The organism is Nocardia citri (assembly GCF_054065835.1).
Genome location: NZ_JBSUQM010000003.1, coordinates 224059 through 240869 on the forward strand (window position 1 = coordinate 224059; position 16811 = coordinate 240869).

At 64.9% G+C, this 16811-nt stretch carries 17 protein-coding genes; 13 read left to right on the top strand and 4 right to left on the bottom strand.

Going from position 1 to position 16811, the window contains the following annotated elements; all coding sequences use genetic code 11:
- Positions 1-128: 128 nt before the first annotated feature.
- From ACW2Q0_RS06940 to ACW2Q0_RS06970, 7 genes are read left to right on the top strand one after another with little or no spacing between them, the layout of a single operon-like run.
- Positions 129-950 carry a helix-turn-helix transcriptional regulator gene (locus tag ACW2Q0_RS06940; protein ID WP_457187326.1) on the top strand — a complete coding sequence of 274 codons (822 nt, stop codon included), beginning with the start codon at positions 129-131 and terminating at the stop codon, positions 948-950.
- The gene (gene sufB / locus ACW2Q0_RS06945; protein ID WP_457187328.1) at positions 947-2383 is read left to right on the top strand and encodes a Fe-S cluster assembly protein SufB; all 1437 of its coding nucleotides are present in this window, start codon (positions 947-949) and stop codon (positions 2381-2383) included. The genes ACW2Q0_RS06940 and sufB overlap by 4 nt, the downstream gene beginning before the upstream one ends.
- Entirely contained in the window at positions 2383-3579 is a 1197-nt protein-coding gene (gene sufD, locus ACW2Q0_RS06950; RefSeq protein ID WP_457187330.1) for a Fe-S cluster assembly protein SufD, read from the top strand. Before sufB ends, sufD begins: the two co-directional genes overlap by 1 nt.
- 38 nt (positions 3580-3617) lie before the next feature.
- A complete protein-coding gene (gene sufC, locus ACW2Q0_RS06955) occupies positions 3618-4436 on the top strand; it encodes a Fe-S cluster assembly ATPase SufC (RefSeq protein ID WP_457187332.1) in 819 nt (272 codons plus the stop codon).
- Position 4437: 1 nt separating this feature from the next.
- Positions 4438-5691, top strand: coding sequence for a cysteine desulfurase (locus ACW2Q0_RS06960; protein WP_457187334.1), 1254 nt, complete (start codon positions 4438-4440; stop codon positions 5689-5691).
- 3 nt (positions 5692-5694) lie between these two features.
- Entirely contained in the window at positions 5695-6189 is a 495-nt protein-coding gene (sufU, locus tag ACW2Q0_RS06965; RefSeq protein ID WP_457187336.1) for a Fe-S cluster assembly sulfur transfer protein SufU, read from the top strand.
- Positions 6186-6557, top strand: coding sequence for a metal-sulfur cluster assembly factor (locus ACW2Q0_RS06970; RefSeq protein WP_457187338.1), 372 nt, complete (start codon positions 6186-6188; stop codon positions 6555-6557). Before sufU ends, ACW2Q0_RS06970 begins: the two co-directional genes overlap by 4 nt.
- Positions 6558-6642: 85 nt before the next feature.
- Here the strand turns inward: ACW2Q0_RS06970 and ACW2Q0_RS06975 are convergent, their stop codons facing one another.
- Positions 6643-8313, bottom strand: coding sequence for an NERD domain-containing protein (locus ACW2Q0_RS06975; RefSeq protein ID WP_457187340.1), 1671 nt, complete (start codon positions 8311-8313; stop codon positions 6643-6645).
- 313 nt (positions 8314-8626) lie between these two features.
- Here ACW2Q0_RS06975 and ACW2Q0_RS06980 point away from each other — a divergent pair, with 313 nt between their 5' ends.
- Both ACW2Q0_RS06980 and ACW2Q0_RS06985 read left to right on the top strand, forming a co-directional pair.
- Positions 8627-9055: a DUF4189 domain-containing protein gene (locus ACW2Q0_RS06980; protein WP_457187342.1), complete on the top strand. Its 429-nt coding sequence runs from the start codon at positions 8627-8629 to the stop codon at positions 9053-9055.
- Between the two features lie 147 nt (positions 9056-9202).
- Positions 9203-9667 carry a hypothetical protein gene (locus ACW2Q0_RS06985; RefSeq protein ID WP_457187344.1) on the top strand — a complete coding sequence of 155 codons (465 nt, stop codon included), beginning with the start codon at positions 9203-9205 and terminating at the stop codon, positions 9665-9667.
- Positions 9668-9746: 79 nt separating this feature from the next.
- Here the strand turns inward: ACW2Q0_RS06985 and ku are convergent, their stop codons facing one another.
- Positions 9747-10670, bottom strand: a complete 924-nt coding sequence (gene ku / locus ACW2Q0_RS06990) for a non-homologous end joining protein Ku (protein ID WP_457187346.1) — start codon at positions 10668-10670, stop codon at positions 9747-9749.
- Positions 10670-11773, bottom strand: a complete 1104-nt coding sequence (locus ACW2Q0_RS06995; protein WP_457187348.1) for a lycopene cyclase family protein — start codon at positions 11771-11773, stop codon at positions 10670-10672. Before ACW2Q0_RS06995 ends, ku begins: the two co-directional genes overlap by 1 nt.
- Before the next feature lie 231 nt (positions 11774-12004).
- Here ACW2Q0_RS06995 and ACW2Q0_RS07000 point away from each other — a divergent pair, with 231 nt between their 5' ends.
- The 3 genes from ACW2Q0_RS07000 to ACW2Q0_RS07010 all read left to right on the top strand — a co-directional run bounded on the left by ACW2Q0_RS07000 (position 12005) and on the right by ACW2Q0_RS07010 (position 14666).
- Positions 12005-12163, top strand: a complete 159-nt coding sequence (locus ACW2Q0_RS07000) for a cytochrome P450 (RefSeq protein WP_457187350.1) — start codon at positions 12005-12007, stop codon at positions 12161-12163.
- A gap of 144 nt (positions 12164-12307) precedes the next feature.
- A complete protein-coding gene (locus ACW2Q0_RS07005) occupies positions 12308-12451 on the top strand; it encodes a hypothetical protein (RefSeq protein WP_457187352.1) in 144 nt (47 codons plus the stop codon).
- Positions 12452-12464: 13 nt separating this feature from the next.
- Positions 12465-14666: an MMPL family transporter gene (locus tag ACW2Q0_RS07010; RefSeq protein ID WP_457187354.1), complete on the top strand. Its 2202-nt coding sequence runs from the start codon at positions 12465-12467 to the stop codon at positions 14664-14666.
- Positions 14667-14783: 117 nt separating this feature from the next.
- Here ACW2Q0_RS07010 and ACW2Q0_RS07015 read toward each other — a convergent pair whose 3' ends face one another.
- Positions 14784-15548, bottom strand: coding sequence for an SDR family oxidoreductase (locus tag ACW2Q0_RS07015; RefSeq protein ID WP_457187356.1), 765 nt, complete (start codon positions 15546-15548; stop codon positions 14784-14786).
- A gap of 161 nt (positions 15549-15709) precedes the next feature.
- On the opposite strand from ACW2Q0_RS07015, the gene ACW2Q0_RS07020 reads away from it, so the two are divergent.
- On the top strand, positions 15710-16792 hold the full coding sequence (locus ACW2Q0_RS07020; protein ID WP_457187358.1) for a phage tail tip lysozyme: 1083 nt from the start codon (positions 15710-15712) through the stop codon (positions 16790-16792).
- The last annotated feature ends 19 nt before the right edge of the window (positions 16793-16811 follow it).

Genomic DNA, 16811 nt, shown 5'->3' on the forward strand with positions numbered 1-16811 from the left:
GAGACCCGCAGGTGGTGAACGTGCCGCATCCGGACGCCGTCCGAAAACGCTCCCGTGCAGGTCATCGGCCCGGTCTACTCAGGGCACCCTTATTGGATTCCGGGAACTAATTCCGTCACACTGGTGTTGTGAAAACCGTGGGTTCGCCGCACGACGAGGGTGGAGGGACCGGTCACCGTACCGGTGCCACGTCTGTTGCTGCGCCAGCGCCCCTGGTCATAGGCGGTGAAGGGCATACGCGCGCCGCCGTGGTGCAACTGCTGCTCGAAGAGGGCCCGATCACCGCGACCGCGATCGGCACCAAGCTCGGCCTGACGCCGGCCGGTGTCCGTCGGCACCTGGATGCACTGATCGAATCCGGTCAGGCGCGGGCCAGCCGTTCGGCGCCGTGGCAGCAGAAGGGACGCGGCCGCCCCGCCAAGCAATATCAGCTGACGGCCGCGGGCCGCGGACGGCTCGGGCATGCCTACGACGATCTGGCCGGTGCGGCCATTCGCCAGCTCGGTGAGATCGGCGGCGAGCAGGCCATTACCGATTTCGCGCGCAAGCGGGCGCGCACCATCGTCAAGGGCATCGAACCGGTCGCCGAGCACACCCCCGAGACCACCACCGCCAAGGCGGACGAGATCGCCGACGCCTTCACCGACGCCGGATTCGCCGCGTCCACCCGTGAGGTCGGCGCGGGTGTGCAGATCTGCCAGCACCACTGCCCGGTGGCCCATGTCGCCGAGGAATTCCCGCAGCTGTGCGAGGCCGAACTCGAGGCTTTCCGGGACCTGCTCGGAACCCACGTACAACGACTTGCGACGATCGCCAACGGCGATTGCGCGTGCACGACTCACGTGCCACTGTTCGTTCTCCCTATCTCCGATAAAGCGAACGCTTCCCACAAGACCGCTGCACAGCCCGCAGCGGTACGTACGAACGACTCCGGAAGGAGTGCCGAATGACGACGACCACCGACCAGGTGCAACCGCTCACCCAGGAAGAAACCATCGCTTCCCTGGGTAATTACGGTTACGGCTGGGCCGATTCGGATGTGGCTGGTGCCAGTGCGCAACGAGGCCTGTCCGAGGCTGTCGTCCGCGACATCTCGGCCAAGAAGAACGAGACCGAGTGGATGCTCGAGCACCGGCTCAAGGCGCTGCGGATCTTCGATCGCAAGCCGATGCCGAAGTGGGGCTCCAACCTCGACGGCATCGACTTCGACAACATCAAGTACTTCGTGCGCTCGACCGAGAAGCAGGCCGAGAGCTGGGAGGATCTGCCCGAGGACATCAAGAACACCTACGACAAGCTCGGTATCCCGGAGGCGGAGAAGCAGCGCCTGGTCGCCGGTGTCGCCGCGCAGTACGAATCCGAGGTCGTCTACCACCAGATCCGCGAGGATCTGGAGGCCCAGGGCGTCATCTTCCTGGACACCGATACCGGTCTGCGCGAGCACCCGGAAATCTTCCAGCAGTACTTCGGCACGGTCATCCCGGCCGGTGACAACAAGTTCTCCGCGCTGAATACCGCCGTGTGGTCGGGTGGTTCGTTCATCTACGTGCCGCCGGGTGTGCAGGTCGACATTCCGCTGCAGGCCTACTTCCGGATCAACACCGAGAATATGGGCCAGTTCGAGCGGACCCTGATCATCGTCGACGAAGGCGCCTACGTGCACTACGTCGAGGGCTGCACCGCACCGATCTACAAGTCCGATTCGCTGCACTCCGCGGTGGTCGAGATCATCGTGAAGAAGGGCGGACGCTGCCGCTACACCACCATCCAGAACTGGTCGAACAACGTCTACAACCTGGTCACCAAGCGGGCCAAGGCCGAGGCGGGCGCGACCATGGAGTGGATCGACGGCAACATCGGTTCCAAGGTCACCATGAAGTACCCGGCGGTCTGGATGACCGGCGAGTATGCCAAGGGTGAGGTGCTCTCGGTCGCCTTCGCCGGCGAGGGCCAGCACCAGGACACCGGCGCGAAGATGTTGCACCTGGCGCCGCACACCTCCTCGACCATCGTGTCGAAGTCGGTGGCGCGTGGTGGCGGCCGGGCCTCCTACCGCGGTCTGGTCCAGGTCAACAAGGGCGCGCACGGCTCCAAGTCGACTGTGAAATGTGATGCGCTGCTCGTCGATACGATCAGCCGCTCCGACACCTACCCCTACGTCGACATCCGCGAGGACGACGTGACCATGGGGCATGAGGCCACCGTTTCGAAGGTCTCCGAGGACCAGCTGTTCTACCTGATGAGCCGCGGCCTCACCGAGGACGAGGCGATGGCGATGGTGGTGCGCGGCTTCGTCGAACCGATCGCCAAGGAACTCCCGATGGAGTACGCGCTCGAGTTGAACCGCCTGATCGAACTGCAGATGGAAGGAGCCGTCGGCTGATGGCAGCCCTGGACAACGTTGCCGAAGCCGCCGAGGCTCGCATTACCGACGCGACGCACGCGCCAAGCAATAAGGGGGAGGTGTTCACCTCCTTCGATGTTGACGCCTTCGAAGTGCCCTCGGCGAAGGATGAGGCGTGGCGGTTCACCCCGCTGCGTCGCCTGCGCGGCCTGCAGGACGGCACCGCCGTGCGCGACGGCCAGGTCACCGTCGAGGTCGCCCCGGTCGCCGGGGTGACCGTGGAAACGGTCGCGCGCACCGATGCTCGCCTCGGCGAGGCCGGGGTGCCGTCGGACCGGGTTGCGGCCCAAGCGTACTCGGGTTTCGAACAGGCGACCGTGGTCTCGGTCGGCGCGGAAACCGAAGTCGCCGAGGCGATTACCGTTTCCGTCACCGGCCCCGGTGCGGATAAGACCGCTTACGCTCATCTGCAGATCCGGCTCGGCAACTTCGCGGTCGCCACCGTGGTCATCGACCAGCGCGGCAGCGGAACCTACGCCGAGAACATCGAATTCGTCCTCGGCGACAGCGCCAAGCTGACCGTCGTCGCGATCCAGGACTGGGCCGACGACGCGGTGCACGCCACCGCGCACCACGCGAAGGTCGGTCGCGATGCCGCGCTGCGGCACACTTCGGTCACCCTCGGTGGTGATCTGGTGCGCCTGACCGGCAATGTGCGCTATGCGGGTCCCGGCGGCGATGCCGAACTGCTCGGCCTCTACTTCGCCGACGCCGGTCAGCACTTCGAGCAGCGTCTGCTGATCGACCACGCCGTGCCGCACTGCAAGTCCAATGTGCTGTACAAGGGTGCGCTGCAGGGTGATCCGCATTCGTCCAAGGGCGATGCCCGCACGGTCTGGGTGGGTGACGTGCTCATCCGCGCCGCCGCCGAGGGCACCGACACCTTCGAGGTGAACCGCAACCTGGTGCTCACCGATGGTGCCCGCGCCGATTCGGTGCCGAATCTGGAGATCGAGACCGGCGAGATCGTCGGCGCCGGCCACGCGAGTGCCACCGGTCGTTTCGACGACGAGCAGCTGTTCTACCTGCGCGCCCGCGGTATCCCGGAGGATGCCGCCCGTCGGCTGGTGGTGCGCGGTTTCTTCCACGAAATCATCCAGAAGATCGCGGTCCCCGAGGTCCGGGAGCGGCTGGAGTCGGCCATCGAGGCCGAACTCGCCGCCATCGGCGCCTGATCCACGAACCCCTTACCCCGCAAAGGAATCCGAATTCGATGACCACCCTGGAAATCAAGGACCTGCACGTCGAGGTCGCCAACCCGGACGAGTCCGGCGAGCCCATCAAGATCCTCAAGGGCGTGAACCTCACCATCAAATCCGGTGAGACGCACGCGATCATGGGCCCGAACGGTTCCGGCAAGTCGACGCTGTCGTACGCGATCGCCGGGCACCCGAAGTACACGGTGACCTCCGGTTCGATCACCCTCGACGGCGAGGATGTGCTCGCGATGTCGGTCGACGAGCGGGCGCGCGCGGGTCTGTTCCTGGCCATGCAGTATCCGGTCGAGGTCCCCGGTGTCTCGATGTCGAACTTCCTGCGCACCGCCGCGACCGCGGTCCGCGGCGAGGCCCCCAAGCTGCGCACCTGGGTCAAGGAGGTGAAGGAGTCGATGAACGAGCTGGAAATCGACGCCGCCTTCGCCGATCGCAGCGTGAACGAGGGTTTCTCCGGTGGTGAGAAGAAGCGCCACGAGATTCTGCAGCTGGGCCTGCTGAAGCCGAAGATCGCCATCCTGGACGAGACCGACTCCGGCTTGGACGTCGACGCACTGCGCATCGTCTCCGAGGGCGTCAACCGCTACAAGGAGCGCGAGAACGGCGGCGTGCTGCTGATCACGCACTACACCCGCATCCTGCGCTACATCCAGCCCGAATTCGTGCACGTATTCGTCGGCGGCCGGATCGTCGCCGAAGGCGGCGCCGAGCTGGCCGAGGAACTCGATGCGAACGGCTACGTACGTTTTACGCAAAGCTCGCCCACCCCGTCGGCTGCGCCGACTGCCATCCCCCAGTCCGCTACCGCTGGAGCCTGATATGACCGCCACGGTCCGCACCCTCGATGTCGCCCGTATCCGGGCCGACTTCCCGATCCTGAACCGCACGGTTCGGGACGGGAAGCCGTTGGTGTACCTGGACTCCGGCGCGACTTCGCAACGTCCCCTCGCAGTCCTCGACGCGGAACGCGAGTTCCTCACCGAGCGGAATTCGGCCGTGCACCGCGGTGCGCACCAGTTGGCCGAGGAAGCCACCGACGCGTACGAGGGCGCCCGCGCCGATATCGGCCGATTCGTCGGTGTGGACGCGGACGAGATCGTCTTCACCAAGAACGCGACCGAATCGCTGAATCTGGTGACGTACGCGTTTTCCGATGATCGCTTCCCGTATCACGTCGGTCCGGGCGACGAGATCGTCATCACCGAGCTCGAGCATCACGCGAATCTCGTTCCGTGGCAGGAGCTCGCGCGCCGGACCGGTGCGACCCTGAAGTGGTACGGCATCACCGATGACGGGCGGATCGATCTCGATTCGCTCGCATTGTCGCCCGCCACCAAGGTTGTCGCGTTCACGCATCAGTCGAATGTGACCGGCGCGGTCACCAACGTGGCCGAATTGGTGCGCCGGGCAACGGATGTCGGCGCGCTCACCGTGCTGGATGCCTGCCAATCGGTGCCGCATATGCCGGTGAACTTCCGTGAGCTGGGCGTCGACTTCGCCGCGTTCTCCGGCCACAAGATGCTCGGACCGTCCGGTGTCGGCGTGCTCTACGGGCGGCGGACCCTGCTCGAGCAAACTCCGCCGTTCATCACCGGTGGTTCGATGATCGAGACCGTCACGATGGAAGCCAGTACCTACGCGCCGCCGCCGCAGCGGTTCGAGGCCGGTGTGCCGATGACCTCACAGGTGGTCGGATTGGGCGCGGCCGTGCGGTATCTCGAGCAGATCGGCATGGAAGCGGTTGCGGCACACGAGCATACGCTCACCGGTGCGGCACTGGATGGGCTCGCGGCGATCGCGGGCGTGCGGATCATCGGACCGAACGAGAATATTGATCGCGGCGGCGCGGTGTCGTTCGTGGTCGAGGGCATCCACGCCCATGACGTCGGGCAAATTCTCGACGACGAGGGTGTGGCCGTGCGAGTCGGCCACCACTGCGCATGGCCGCTGATGCGTCGTCTCGGCATTCCGGCCACCGCCCGTGCCTCCTTCGCGGTTTACAACACCCTCGATGAGGTAGATCAGCTGATAGCCGCCGTGCGGAAGGCCCAGAGCTTCTTCGGAGTTGCATAAGACATGCGCATGGAGCAGATGTACCAGGAAGTGATCCTGGATCACTACAAGCACCCGCATCGCCGCGGGCTGCGGGAGCCGTTCGGTGTCGAGGTGCACCACGTCAACCCGACCTGCGGTGACGAGGTGACCTTGCGCGTCCAACTCGACGGCAACGGTGATATCGCCGATGTGTCCTACGACGGTCAGGGCTGTTCGATCAGTCAGGCCGCGACCTCGATCCTCACCGACCAGGTGATCGGACTGCCGGTGCAGCAGGCGCTGAAGGTGGTCGACTCGTACAACGAGATGATCTCCAGCCGGGGCACCGTCGAGGGCGATGAGGACATGATCGGCGACGGTATCGCGCTGAGCGGCGTGTCCAAGTACCCGGCACGGGTCAAGTGCGCACTGCTCGGCTGGCTGGCGTTCAAGGATGCGGTGATCCGGATAACCTCCGCGGAACAGGCCAAGCAGACCATGGGCAGCGACATCTCCACGAATGGAAAATCGTCATGAGTGAGACACCAGCCACCGAAACGCCTGAGCAGGTCGAACTTTCGGCCGAGGACATCAAGCAGCTGGAGGATATCGAAGAGGCGATGCGTGACGTCGTCGACCCCGAACTCGGCATCAATGTCGTCGACCTCGGCCTGGTCTATGGCATGAGCGTCGACCAAGACAATATCGCCACCCTCGATATGACCCTCACCTCGGCGGCCTGCCCCCTGACCGATGTTATCGAGGACCAATCCCGCAACGCCCTGGTCCGCTCTGGCCTGGTCGAAGACCTCAAGATCAACTGGGTCTGGATGCCCCCATGGGGTCCGGATAAGATCACCGAGGACGGTCGCGAACAGCTGCGCGCCTTGGGCTTCACAGTCTAGAAGCGCGAATACAGCTGCGGCTAGGAATCCGTTGCGCGCACGATGGCGAGCCACGCCCTGAGAAACAGTGCGTGGCTCGCGTCGATCAGCACTGCTGTTGGAATGGGAAGCACTGCACCACAGGTGATCGGGTCGAGGCTGGTAGCTGCGGCAGCACAGCGGGATCGGTGCTCGATTCCGGGCTGGGCTCGACGACGGCGGGTTTCGGGTGCATACCTTCGGAAACAAGTAACCAGGTCGTAGCGACTACCACCCCGATCACCACCACCGTCGCGAGCAGTTGCGGTAGACCCGCAATGAGCTTCGACCCCATGGCGACCATCGTGGCGACACAAGTGCGCGATATGGACGCCAGCCGCGGGGTCGAAGCCCTAGGCGTAGGTGGTGCGGCGGGTGCGCCGCCCGGCCGCAACGATCGCAGCGGTCGCGGCTCGATCGTCGTCGGCGGTTCCCACCCGACCGCCGAAGAATGCGGTGGCTCGGGCTCCGATACCGGCTGCGCCTCGATCGTCGCCGAAGGCTGTGTCTCGATCGTCGCTGAAGGCTGGGCCGGTGCTGTCGACAATGGCTGCGGCTCAATGTCTGACAACGACCCCGACCCGGTCGCGGTCCAATGCCGCGGCCCTTCCGCCGGTCGAGGTTCCGGCCCAGCCGGCGTCGAAGGCTGAAGCTTCGCCTTCGACAGATGTGGTGCCGCCGTTGCTACCAGAGTCGGTGGGATCGGCAGCAAGTTCCGGAGGCTCGGGGCCCGGTGCGGACGAATGCGGCGGTCGTGGTCACGGTGGGACGGAGGTACAGCCGACAATCCGTCGGACTCGATCCACGACGACCACCGGTCCGTGAATGCCGACGTCAATTGCGGAGCCGGTATCGCATCCGGATTATCCATCGGCTCCGGCGGAGCGGATACCTGGGTGTGCGGATCGATATCGGTACCGGCTTGGGTTCGGGATAGTGCCGGGCTTTCCGACGGCTCGCCGTCGATGTCGGGCGGGAGCCACAGCGGGTATCCGGCTCCCGGAGGTGGCATCTGCGACGGTGTGCGAGTGTGGTCGGAGAGTTCGGCGGCGCCGCGTGCGGACGACGCTTGGGCCTGTACCAGTATCCTCATTGCGGGACGTTCGGGTTGTCCGGTTTGCGACGGAAATCCTTCGGCCACAAGCTCTTCGATTGTGACCGCCTCCGCAAGGCCGAACTCACCGAGCAGTTCGTAGGCCTGTTGCGCGGTCCAGATCAGTTTTCGGGTCGACGTTCGCAGGAACCAAGCGCGCAACTGCGCCGACGAGCCCAGGACGACGGTACCGCCGGGCTTTCGCGATTCGATGTCCAGTGTGATGGTCGCGTCTCGGGGCGGCACGACCACGATGAGCCGGTCGATGAGGGCGTCCGGATGCTGTTTGCGCACCATCTGGCTCAGGAGATGCGCATCGTTCGTCACCTGACCGAATGGATCACTGTCGCTGCGTGGTACCGGTTCCCCATCGAATCCGGAAAGCTGCCAGTGCCCGTCGGCCCGCACCGAGAGCACTCCGCCGGTCACCTCGGCGGTGATCTCCTGGACTTCGATCACGACCACAGCGCGCGGAGTAATGACCACCACGTCCAGCTGCCGTGTCGTCCCACCTGAGTTGCCGCCGGGTATCGAATACCCCGAAACAGCAAGCCCCACAATGACGTATTGGCCGTTCCAAGTCCGCATCCAATCGAGCACGGACTGTTCGGATCGCTGCGTCTCCCGTTCGTTGACAACCAGCATCGAGGTCACCCTCCCTCTTGCCTGCACAGTCGACCCCACAACGGTATTCATCGCAGACACCGCGCGAGAATGCGAAAGGCACTCGAAGAACAGGGTTTTGGCGACAAAAGGTGACACTACATCGGTACGCCGGCAGCGGAAGTGTCGGGGCGGCGGTTGTAAACGATCATCACCGCCATTGTCGGAAACCTCAGCTCGCCCCAGGCCTCATCGCCCACCGGCGAGATCGATGGTGATACAAAGGTTTGGACTTTTCGGATCGGAGCGGTCAGGATGGCGATCCGAAGCTGTTTCGGAACTGGGGAGAGCAAACATGTCACTATCGTCCAAGGCTGCCATGGGTCTGGTGGCCGCGTCTGCAGGTGCGTTCGTCGCCGCCGGCGCCGCACAGGCGGATGAGGGCCTCTACGGCTCGCTGGCGATTTCGGTCTCGTCGCGTGGCGACGCGACCCTCGGATGGGCATACAACTACTCGAACTGGGCGGATTCGGATAGCGCCGCGGTGCAGCAGTGCGGTCTGTCCAACTGTCACGTCATCGTGCAGTTCGCCAATGCGTGTGCGGCCGTGGCCCGCAATGGCGATGATCATTTGGGCTGGGCCTGGGCGCAGACTCGGGCCGAGGCCGAACAGCGGGCGATCGCCAACGCCGGGCCGACCGCACCGCCGCTGCTGAACCTCGGCAGCTCGGTCCCGCGCGAGCCGCGCATCGTCGATTCACAGTGCACCGCGAACGCGAGCTGACCGCCAAAACCGAGTGTGCTCTCGACGCGATCGGTGTCGAGAGCACACTCGGTTGTCGCCGCGCCGAGGGATCAGCGGCGCAGCACCTTTCGGGCAATGGTATTGCCCAGGAATTGAATCCCCTGCACGCCGACGATAATGATCAACGTGGCGACCAGGCCGGAGGGCCGGGTGGTGCTCAGGAGCACCTTCGACAAGGTCGCCGCCGTCGCGGGCTTCGAACCCGAGGTGCCGAGCAATGTCTACGCCGACACGACTGGAGTCGATCCCGGTGACCAGCTCACGGTCGATCCGGAGGCGGCGGGGCGGCTCATCGCGGACTGGTTCGTGCTCGGGGATTCGACGTTGCGCTGCACCGCGCCCGATGTCATCCCGGTGCTGTGGCCCGAGCATTTCGATCTGTCCAGCACCCTCGATGAGGTCAATTATGGTGTCTCACCAGGAGATTCGGCGCATCCCGGACCTTACGCCTATGTCGGTCCATGGACGCCGCGCACCGGCGAATTCTGGAATGCCCCGTTCGGGGCGCTGCGCCCGCGCGAGCAGGTGAACAGCGCTGCCGCCCTGCTCGACTTCTTCGAAGAAGGCAAAGTGCGGGCCGCCGAGTCCTGAACCACCTGCGTCTCGGTGATCCTCGTGAGCATCATCGCACCGCCAGTCGTCGGTTTGCCAGGAGTGTGCGGGTGATCGGTTATGCGCCCTTGCGGACGGTTGTCTTCTTCGCCGCCTTCTTGGCGGGCTTAGCGGCCGCCGCCTTGGTTGTCTTCTTCGCCGCTGCCGCCTTGGCCTTGGGTTTGGCGGCCGGCTTACCGGAACTCTCCGCGGTCCGCCGCCCACTGGCCTCCAGACTGCGCTGAAGTGCGGCCACCAGATCGACGACCTCGGCATCCATCTCGGCGGGCGCCGCTTCGGGCTGGGCGAGGACCTTCCCGGTGCCGCTGGCGATGGCCTCGTCGAGCACCTTCTTCAGCTCGATCTGGTACTCGTCGGTGAATTGGTCGGGATCGAAATCGTCGGACATCGTCTCGACCAGCGTCTCGGCCATCTTGATTTCCTGCGGCTTCGGCTCGGCGACACCGTCCAGGGATTCGAAGTCGACGGAACGGACCTCATCGGGCCACAGCAGCGTCTGCAGCACCAGTACGCCGTCGCGGACCCGCAGCGCCGAGAGCCTGGTCTTCTGTCGGAGCGTGAAATGTACGAGCGCGGTCCGATCGATGCGCTCCAGCGTGGCCGCCAGCAGGACGTAGGCCTTGGGGGTGTTCGAGTCGGGTTCGAGGTAGTAACTCTTCTCGAACAGGATGGGGTCTATCTGGTCGTTGGGTACGAACTGCAGCACCGGAATCTCGTGCTTCTCGGCGGCGGGCAGCTTCGAGAAGTCCTCGTCGGTCAGGATGACCTTGTCCCCCTCGGGGGATTCGTAGGCCTTATCGATATCGGTGTATTGCACGGACTTGCCGCAGACCGTGCAGACGCGGTCGTATTTGATCCGGCCACCGTCCTTGGCATGCACCTGGTGGAACCGAATGTCGTGGTCCTCGGTGGCGGTGTACACCTTGACAGGGACATTTACCAGCCCGAACGCAATCGAGCCCTTCCAGATAGCTCGTGCCATCACTCCATCATGGACGAACCGATTCGAATCGGCGAGCGAATCGGAATCCCGAGTGTCGCGGTCGCGACGCGCCGACGCAGCGGTGCGGGCAAGGTGGCGAAGAGGGTGCGCATGGCGGCGACGGTGCCGCCGAGATCGGTGCGCCCCGACAGATAAGCCCGTTGCAGCCGCGGCGGCAGGGTGAAGAAGGCATCGAAGAAGACAGGAAGGTCGGTGGGCGGCAGTGCGAGCAGCGCGCGCAGGCCCGCCGACCGCAACGCGTGGACCGCTCGCGCCTGGGTGGGCCACGCCGACGCGCCGAGGGCGACAGTGTCCGCGGCGGCCAGCGCAGCGGTGACGCTGTAACCCGTTGCGGGATGGGTGAATGCGCCCGCCGCGCCGAACCGTCGCGGTCCGGGGCGGCCGCCCTGCACCGGGAACCGAACGCGTTCGACCGGCTCTACTCCGGTGAGTTCGATTCCGCGCGAACGCAACCGATGGTGCAGGCGGTCGCGTAGCACGGTGGTGTCCAGCGCGGGACGTCCGGCGAGGCAGGTTTCCTCCAGCAGCATCGTCTCCGCACTGAGCGGTACCGCGTACAGAAACGACCGTGGCGCACCGGGTTCCGCTCCGTTGTCGGCACGCCAGTCCATGAACATGGGGTCGATATCGGCCTCGCGTCGCACAACTATGCCGTACGCGGTTTGCTCGGCGCGCCTGGGAGAGCGCGCAATTCCTCGTGCGTCGATAACACATTCGGCGCGAAGTACCTTTTCCGAAGCCAAAGTCACTGTGTTGTATCGAATTGCGACGACTCGATCAGCAACTGTTTGTGCGCCATCGAGATTCAGTGAATCCCGCAATGCCGCGGAATCGAATACGACATAGGTTCGGTCCAGTCGATGCCGCCTCGTACCCCAGGCCGTCGGATGCGCCACTGTGGTGGCGATGACCGACGGATCCAGCCACTGCGGCAACTCGTCGTACCACCCCGCATACGTCGCTGACCAGCGTCGATCCGGCGCCGGATCGATGGCGGTGACCGACATTCCATGCGCGAGACCGCGGTGCGCGAGTGCGCGACCGGCAGGTCCGAGTCCGCAGACGATGAGGTCCGCGTTCATCGCATTTCCCATGCGGAACGCGGATGTCGGTGTGGCAGAGCGAGTTCGGTGGTGTGCAGGGCGGCCCCCTTTGCAGTCGGCGCGGGTTCGTCGGTCGTGCGGAGCTTGGTGTCGGGCCGTCGGGGCACTGTTGCGCTGTGATCGTTCACGAATATCGAACGGCGCCGTTCTTCACAATGCGATCATGTCAGATCTCGCTTTTTCAGCGCCGATGTGACTCGCCAGTAGCGCGTGTTGTCGCCGGGCTGGCCACGATGTCCGGCGCCGTATACTCGGCGCTTTCGCGACAAAGCGTTGCCGGTGGGGGCCATGTTGCTGGTCTGTCTCGTTGCGGCACACCGGGATCCGGCGCTCTCCCCGAATCCCGACAAATTCGACCCGGACTGCTGACTGCCCGCGGCAATGGAGTCCCGGCCCCAGGGTGCGTACCTGCCGTTCGGTTGGGCACCCGGCAGCGCCCAGGAAATGTATTCTCGCTCATCGAGGTCGCCCTCCAGGTTGCTACGATCGGCGGGCGCTGGCGCCTGCGCCCCGATGCCCGGTATCGCGGTGCAACAGACGGTGATCGGCGCCCTGGTCCACCCGAAGTATCTGCCGATGCGGGTGGTGGCCGGGCAGGTGCAAGCCGGGCACGTCGCGGTTCGTCAGGGAGCGAACGCGGCGCGGCTCAACGAGTGATGAGGGTGTGGCAGTGTTCGAACTGACCAAGCGGCGCGGCAAATGGATTCTCGGCATCTTTGTCGGCCTGGCGCTGCTCATGGGGATGCTCAGCTCGACGTTATTCGACAAGGTCCAGGGCGGCGGCTACAGCGATCCCGACGGCGAAGCCAGCCGGGCCACCGAGATTTTGCGCGATACCTTCGGCCAGGCGCCACCGAACTTCGTGTTGCTGGTGCACAGCGACACCTCGATCGACGATCCCGAATCGGCAACGGCCGCAGTGAAATTGGCGCTGAAGCTGAAGCAAGAGCCGGGTGTCGCGGGTGTCATGTCGTACTGGATGGATAAGTCGCCCGCACTGCGCAGCGCCGACGGCAAGTCGGGGCTGATCGTCGCGAGCATTCTCGGCGAGGAGGCTGCGGTCGACCAGAAGGTCGGCGCTCTGGCGGATCACTATGGCGGCGTGCACGGCCCGGTGCAGGTGCGTGTCGGGGGTTACGCGATGTTGTTGCACGAGACGGTGCAGCAGAGCGAGAAAGATGCCGTACTCGGCGAATCCATCGCCTTCCCGATCACCCTGATCGCCCTGCTGTTCGTATTCGGTGGTTTGGTGGCGGCCAGCCTGCCACTCGTCGTCGCCGCGGTGTCCGTGATGATCTCCATGGGCGCGCTGTGGCTGATCACCCTGGTCACCGATCTCGCCGCGACCGCGACCAATGTGGCCACGTTGCTCGGCCTGGGCCTCGCGATCGACTACAGCCTGCTGATCATCAGCCGCTACCGCGACGAATTGGCCGCGGGCGCCGCGACCGGGCCGGCCGTCGCCGCGACCATGCGTTCGGCCGGTCGCACCGTGGCCTTCTCGGCGGTCACCGTCGCGGTCGCGCTGTCGGGCCTGCTGTTCTTCCCGCTGCTCGCGGTGCGTTCCATGGGGTATGCGGGTCTGGTCGTCGCGGCGATCGCCGCGACGGTATCGCTGACGGTGCTGCCCGCGACTCTGCTACTGCTCGGCAGTCGCATCGATCGCGGCCAACTCGGCTGGTTCTTCCGTCCGCAACGTCCCGCACCAGGTGAGGGTTTCTGGCATCGGCTCGCGGTATTCGTGATGCGCAAGCCGGTGCCGATCGGGCTGGCGGTCGTGGCCTTGCTGCTGCTGCTCGGGACCCCGTTCCTCGGTGTGAAACTCGGCTTCCCGGACGAGCGGGCATTACCGGAATCGATGAATAACCGACAGGTCACCGAGACCATCCAGCGTGAGTTCGCCGCCACGGACACCAATAGCCTGTTCGTCGTACTGCCCGATGGCAAATCCGGATTGGACGCCTACGCCAGGAAACTTTCCGAAGTCGAGAATGTCCGTCGCATCGACACCGCCACCGGCAGCTACGCTCACGGCGGGCAGCTCGCCCCCGCCATGGCACAGCACGCCCGCTTCGAAACCAAGGATGCCGCATACCTTTCGGTCACACCGGATACCAGCGATCCGGTGGCGCTGGATCGGGTGGCCAAGCAGTTGCGCGCGGTGCCCGCACCCTCGCAGCGGTTGGTCGGCGGTATCGCCGCCGCGAGCGCCGATTCCCTCGACGCGGTGACCTCGGCACTGCCCGTGGCGCTGGCCTATGTCGTGATCATCATGCTGGTCGTGCTGTTCCTGCTGACCGGCAGCGTGGTGCTGCCGCTGGTCGCGATCGTGCTCAGCGCGCTGAGCCTCACGGCGACCTTCGGCGCGCTGGTCTGGATCTTCCAGGACGGGCACCTGTCCGGCCTGCTCGATTTCACCGTGACCGGCGACCTGCCGCCGACCGTGCCGGTGATGCTGTTCGGTGTCGCCTTCGGTCTGGCTATGGACTATCAGGTATTCCTGCTGTCACGGATCCTCGAAGAGTACGAACGCACCGGCAAGAACGAATCCGCCGTTGCCCATGGCCTGGAGAAGATCGGCCGGATCGTCACCGCCGCCGCCGTACTGATCTCGCTGGTGTTCTTGGGATTCCTGGCCTCGGACATCACCTTCATGAAGTCCTTCGGTATCGGCCTGCCGCTGGCGGTACTGGTCGATGCGACCCTGATCCGCGGCTTCTTGCTGCCCGCGGTGATGAAACTGCTCGGTGACTGGAACTGGTGGGCACCTGGCCCGCTCGAAAAGCTGCACGAGCGTTTCGGATTCGACGAAGGACCGTCCGCGCCGTCGGTAGCAGATCCGAACGCTGTGCGGCAGCCGGCGCGGGTGTAGGCCGAAAGCCCGAGTGGGATCGAAAGACGAATGGCCGCACGGTTTTCGCCTGGCGGCCATCGGTCCTGTCGAGATGGTCGGCTTACGCTGGTCGAGAGCGGATTGCCTTGGGATGCCTCAGATTCCGCCGGTCGAGAGCAATCCGCCGTCGACGCGGATCGTCTCACCGGTGATCCACTCGGCCTCATCCGAGACCAGGAATGCGATCAGCTGCGCCACGTCCTCGGGCGCGCCGAGGCGCTTCATCGGATACATGCTGGCGGCCCGCTCCTCATCCGCCGAGTACAGCGCATCGGCGAACTTGGTCTTGATCACGCCCGGCGCTACCGCGTTTACCCGGATATTCGGGCCGAGCTGCCACGCCAGTTCATCGGTGAGCCGGATCAGCGCGGCCTTGGAGGCGCCGTATGCCGCGATCACCCCGGTCGAGCGGAGGCCAGCGACACTGGCCACATTCACCACCGCACCGCCGTGCTCGCGCATCCACGCCTTGTAGGCCTCCTGCACGTAGCCGAGTGCGGCGACGACATTGACGTCGAAGATCTTAAGCACCGCCGCCAGATCGGCATCCATGAGCGAGCCGTAGACCGGATTGATACCGGTGTTGTTGATCAGGATGTCCAGCGAGCCGAATTCCGAGACCACCCGACCCACCGCGGCGGCCCGGCTCTCCGGATCACCCGAATTGCCCGCCAGCGCGCTGACCTCGCCCCGATGGCCGAGCGCCCGCAGCTCGGCGGCGGCCTCCGCGAGCGACTCCGGCTTGCGGGCGGTGATCAGCACATTGGCGCCCCGGCGCAGCAGTTCCGCCGCGACGGCCTTGCCGATACCGCGGCTGGCTCCGGAAACGAGTGCGCTCTTGCCCAACAGATCGGTCGTCATGTGATGGCACGCTACCGCTGTTGGAATCCGCCGAGCGGAGCCGGTCGGGTTTGTGCGAGGCCGACCAGGAGCCATTGTTCCCACAGGCGGGGACCCAATGGTCAGAGAGTGGCGCCTAGCTGCGATTAAGCTGCCGGAGAGGTATCGACGGAAGGTGAGATATGGCTGGCGACGTCGACACATCGCTGCCGCCGCGCCCGGATGCCCCTATCCTCAACGCCTTCGTCAGCCACATAGAGACGGTGCTGGCGAAGTTGGTGAAGGCGGTAGGCGACGGCTCGGCGAAGTCGATTACGGTCGAGGGTCTCAACGGCCTGGGGGAGTCGCAGCTGAAGGACGGCGATCTCGTCGCGAAATACAAGGCCAAACAGAGCGACGACACGAAATATAAAGACGATCTGAACTCGCTGGACAGCAGTATCGCCCAGATCGCGGCGAAATCGGCCGATGTGTCCAACACCGTGACCAAAGAGGTCGAGAAACTGGTGGGCGACATCAAGGACATTATGGCCGGTGTGCCGAATCTGACCGATGTGCCGCTGCCGCGCAGCATCGAGTTGCAGATAGCCGCCATCGACAAGATCGATGAGAAGGTCGGGAAAGCGGCGAAGGCAGTCTCGGAAGCGTACGACGCACTCGATGATCACGCGGGAAAGATCACCGACCCGGAATCGTCCGACAGCGGAAGTGCCCCCAATTCGATCGGTAGCGGTAACAGCTTTCCTACCTATACCGGCAGCGGTGGAAACCGCCGCAGCAGTACAGGACCAGCGGGTCTCGGCAATTACGCAAATGCCGAACCTATCAGCGGGGGTAAGAAAATGAAGGCTAGCGAGATCTATCAATACTTGCTCGAGCAGGGCTTCACGCCGGAGCAAGCGGCGGGCATCTTGGGCAATATGCAGGTCGAATCGGGTTTCGATACCGGCGCCTACAACCCCGGCGAAGGTGCGATCGGTCTCTGTCAGTGGGAAGGCGGGCGACGGGCGGCTCTCGAGGCTTTCGCCGCCAGTGACCGCCAGCACCGGCCTGTCACCGACATGACTCTCCAAGTCGATTTCATGATTCACGAACTGAAGAGCAGCGAGGCGGGCGCGTACAGTCATCTCACCTCGGCGGCCTCGGCCGGTGCCGCCGCGGCGGCGTTCGATCAGTACTACGAACGGAGCTCCGGTGAGGCCCGCGGCCAGCGCGTCGCGAATGCCAACAGCATCCATTCGAGCCTGGCCGGTATGGCCGCCTAGCGCCGATCGGAGTTAGCGC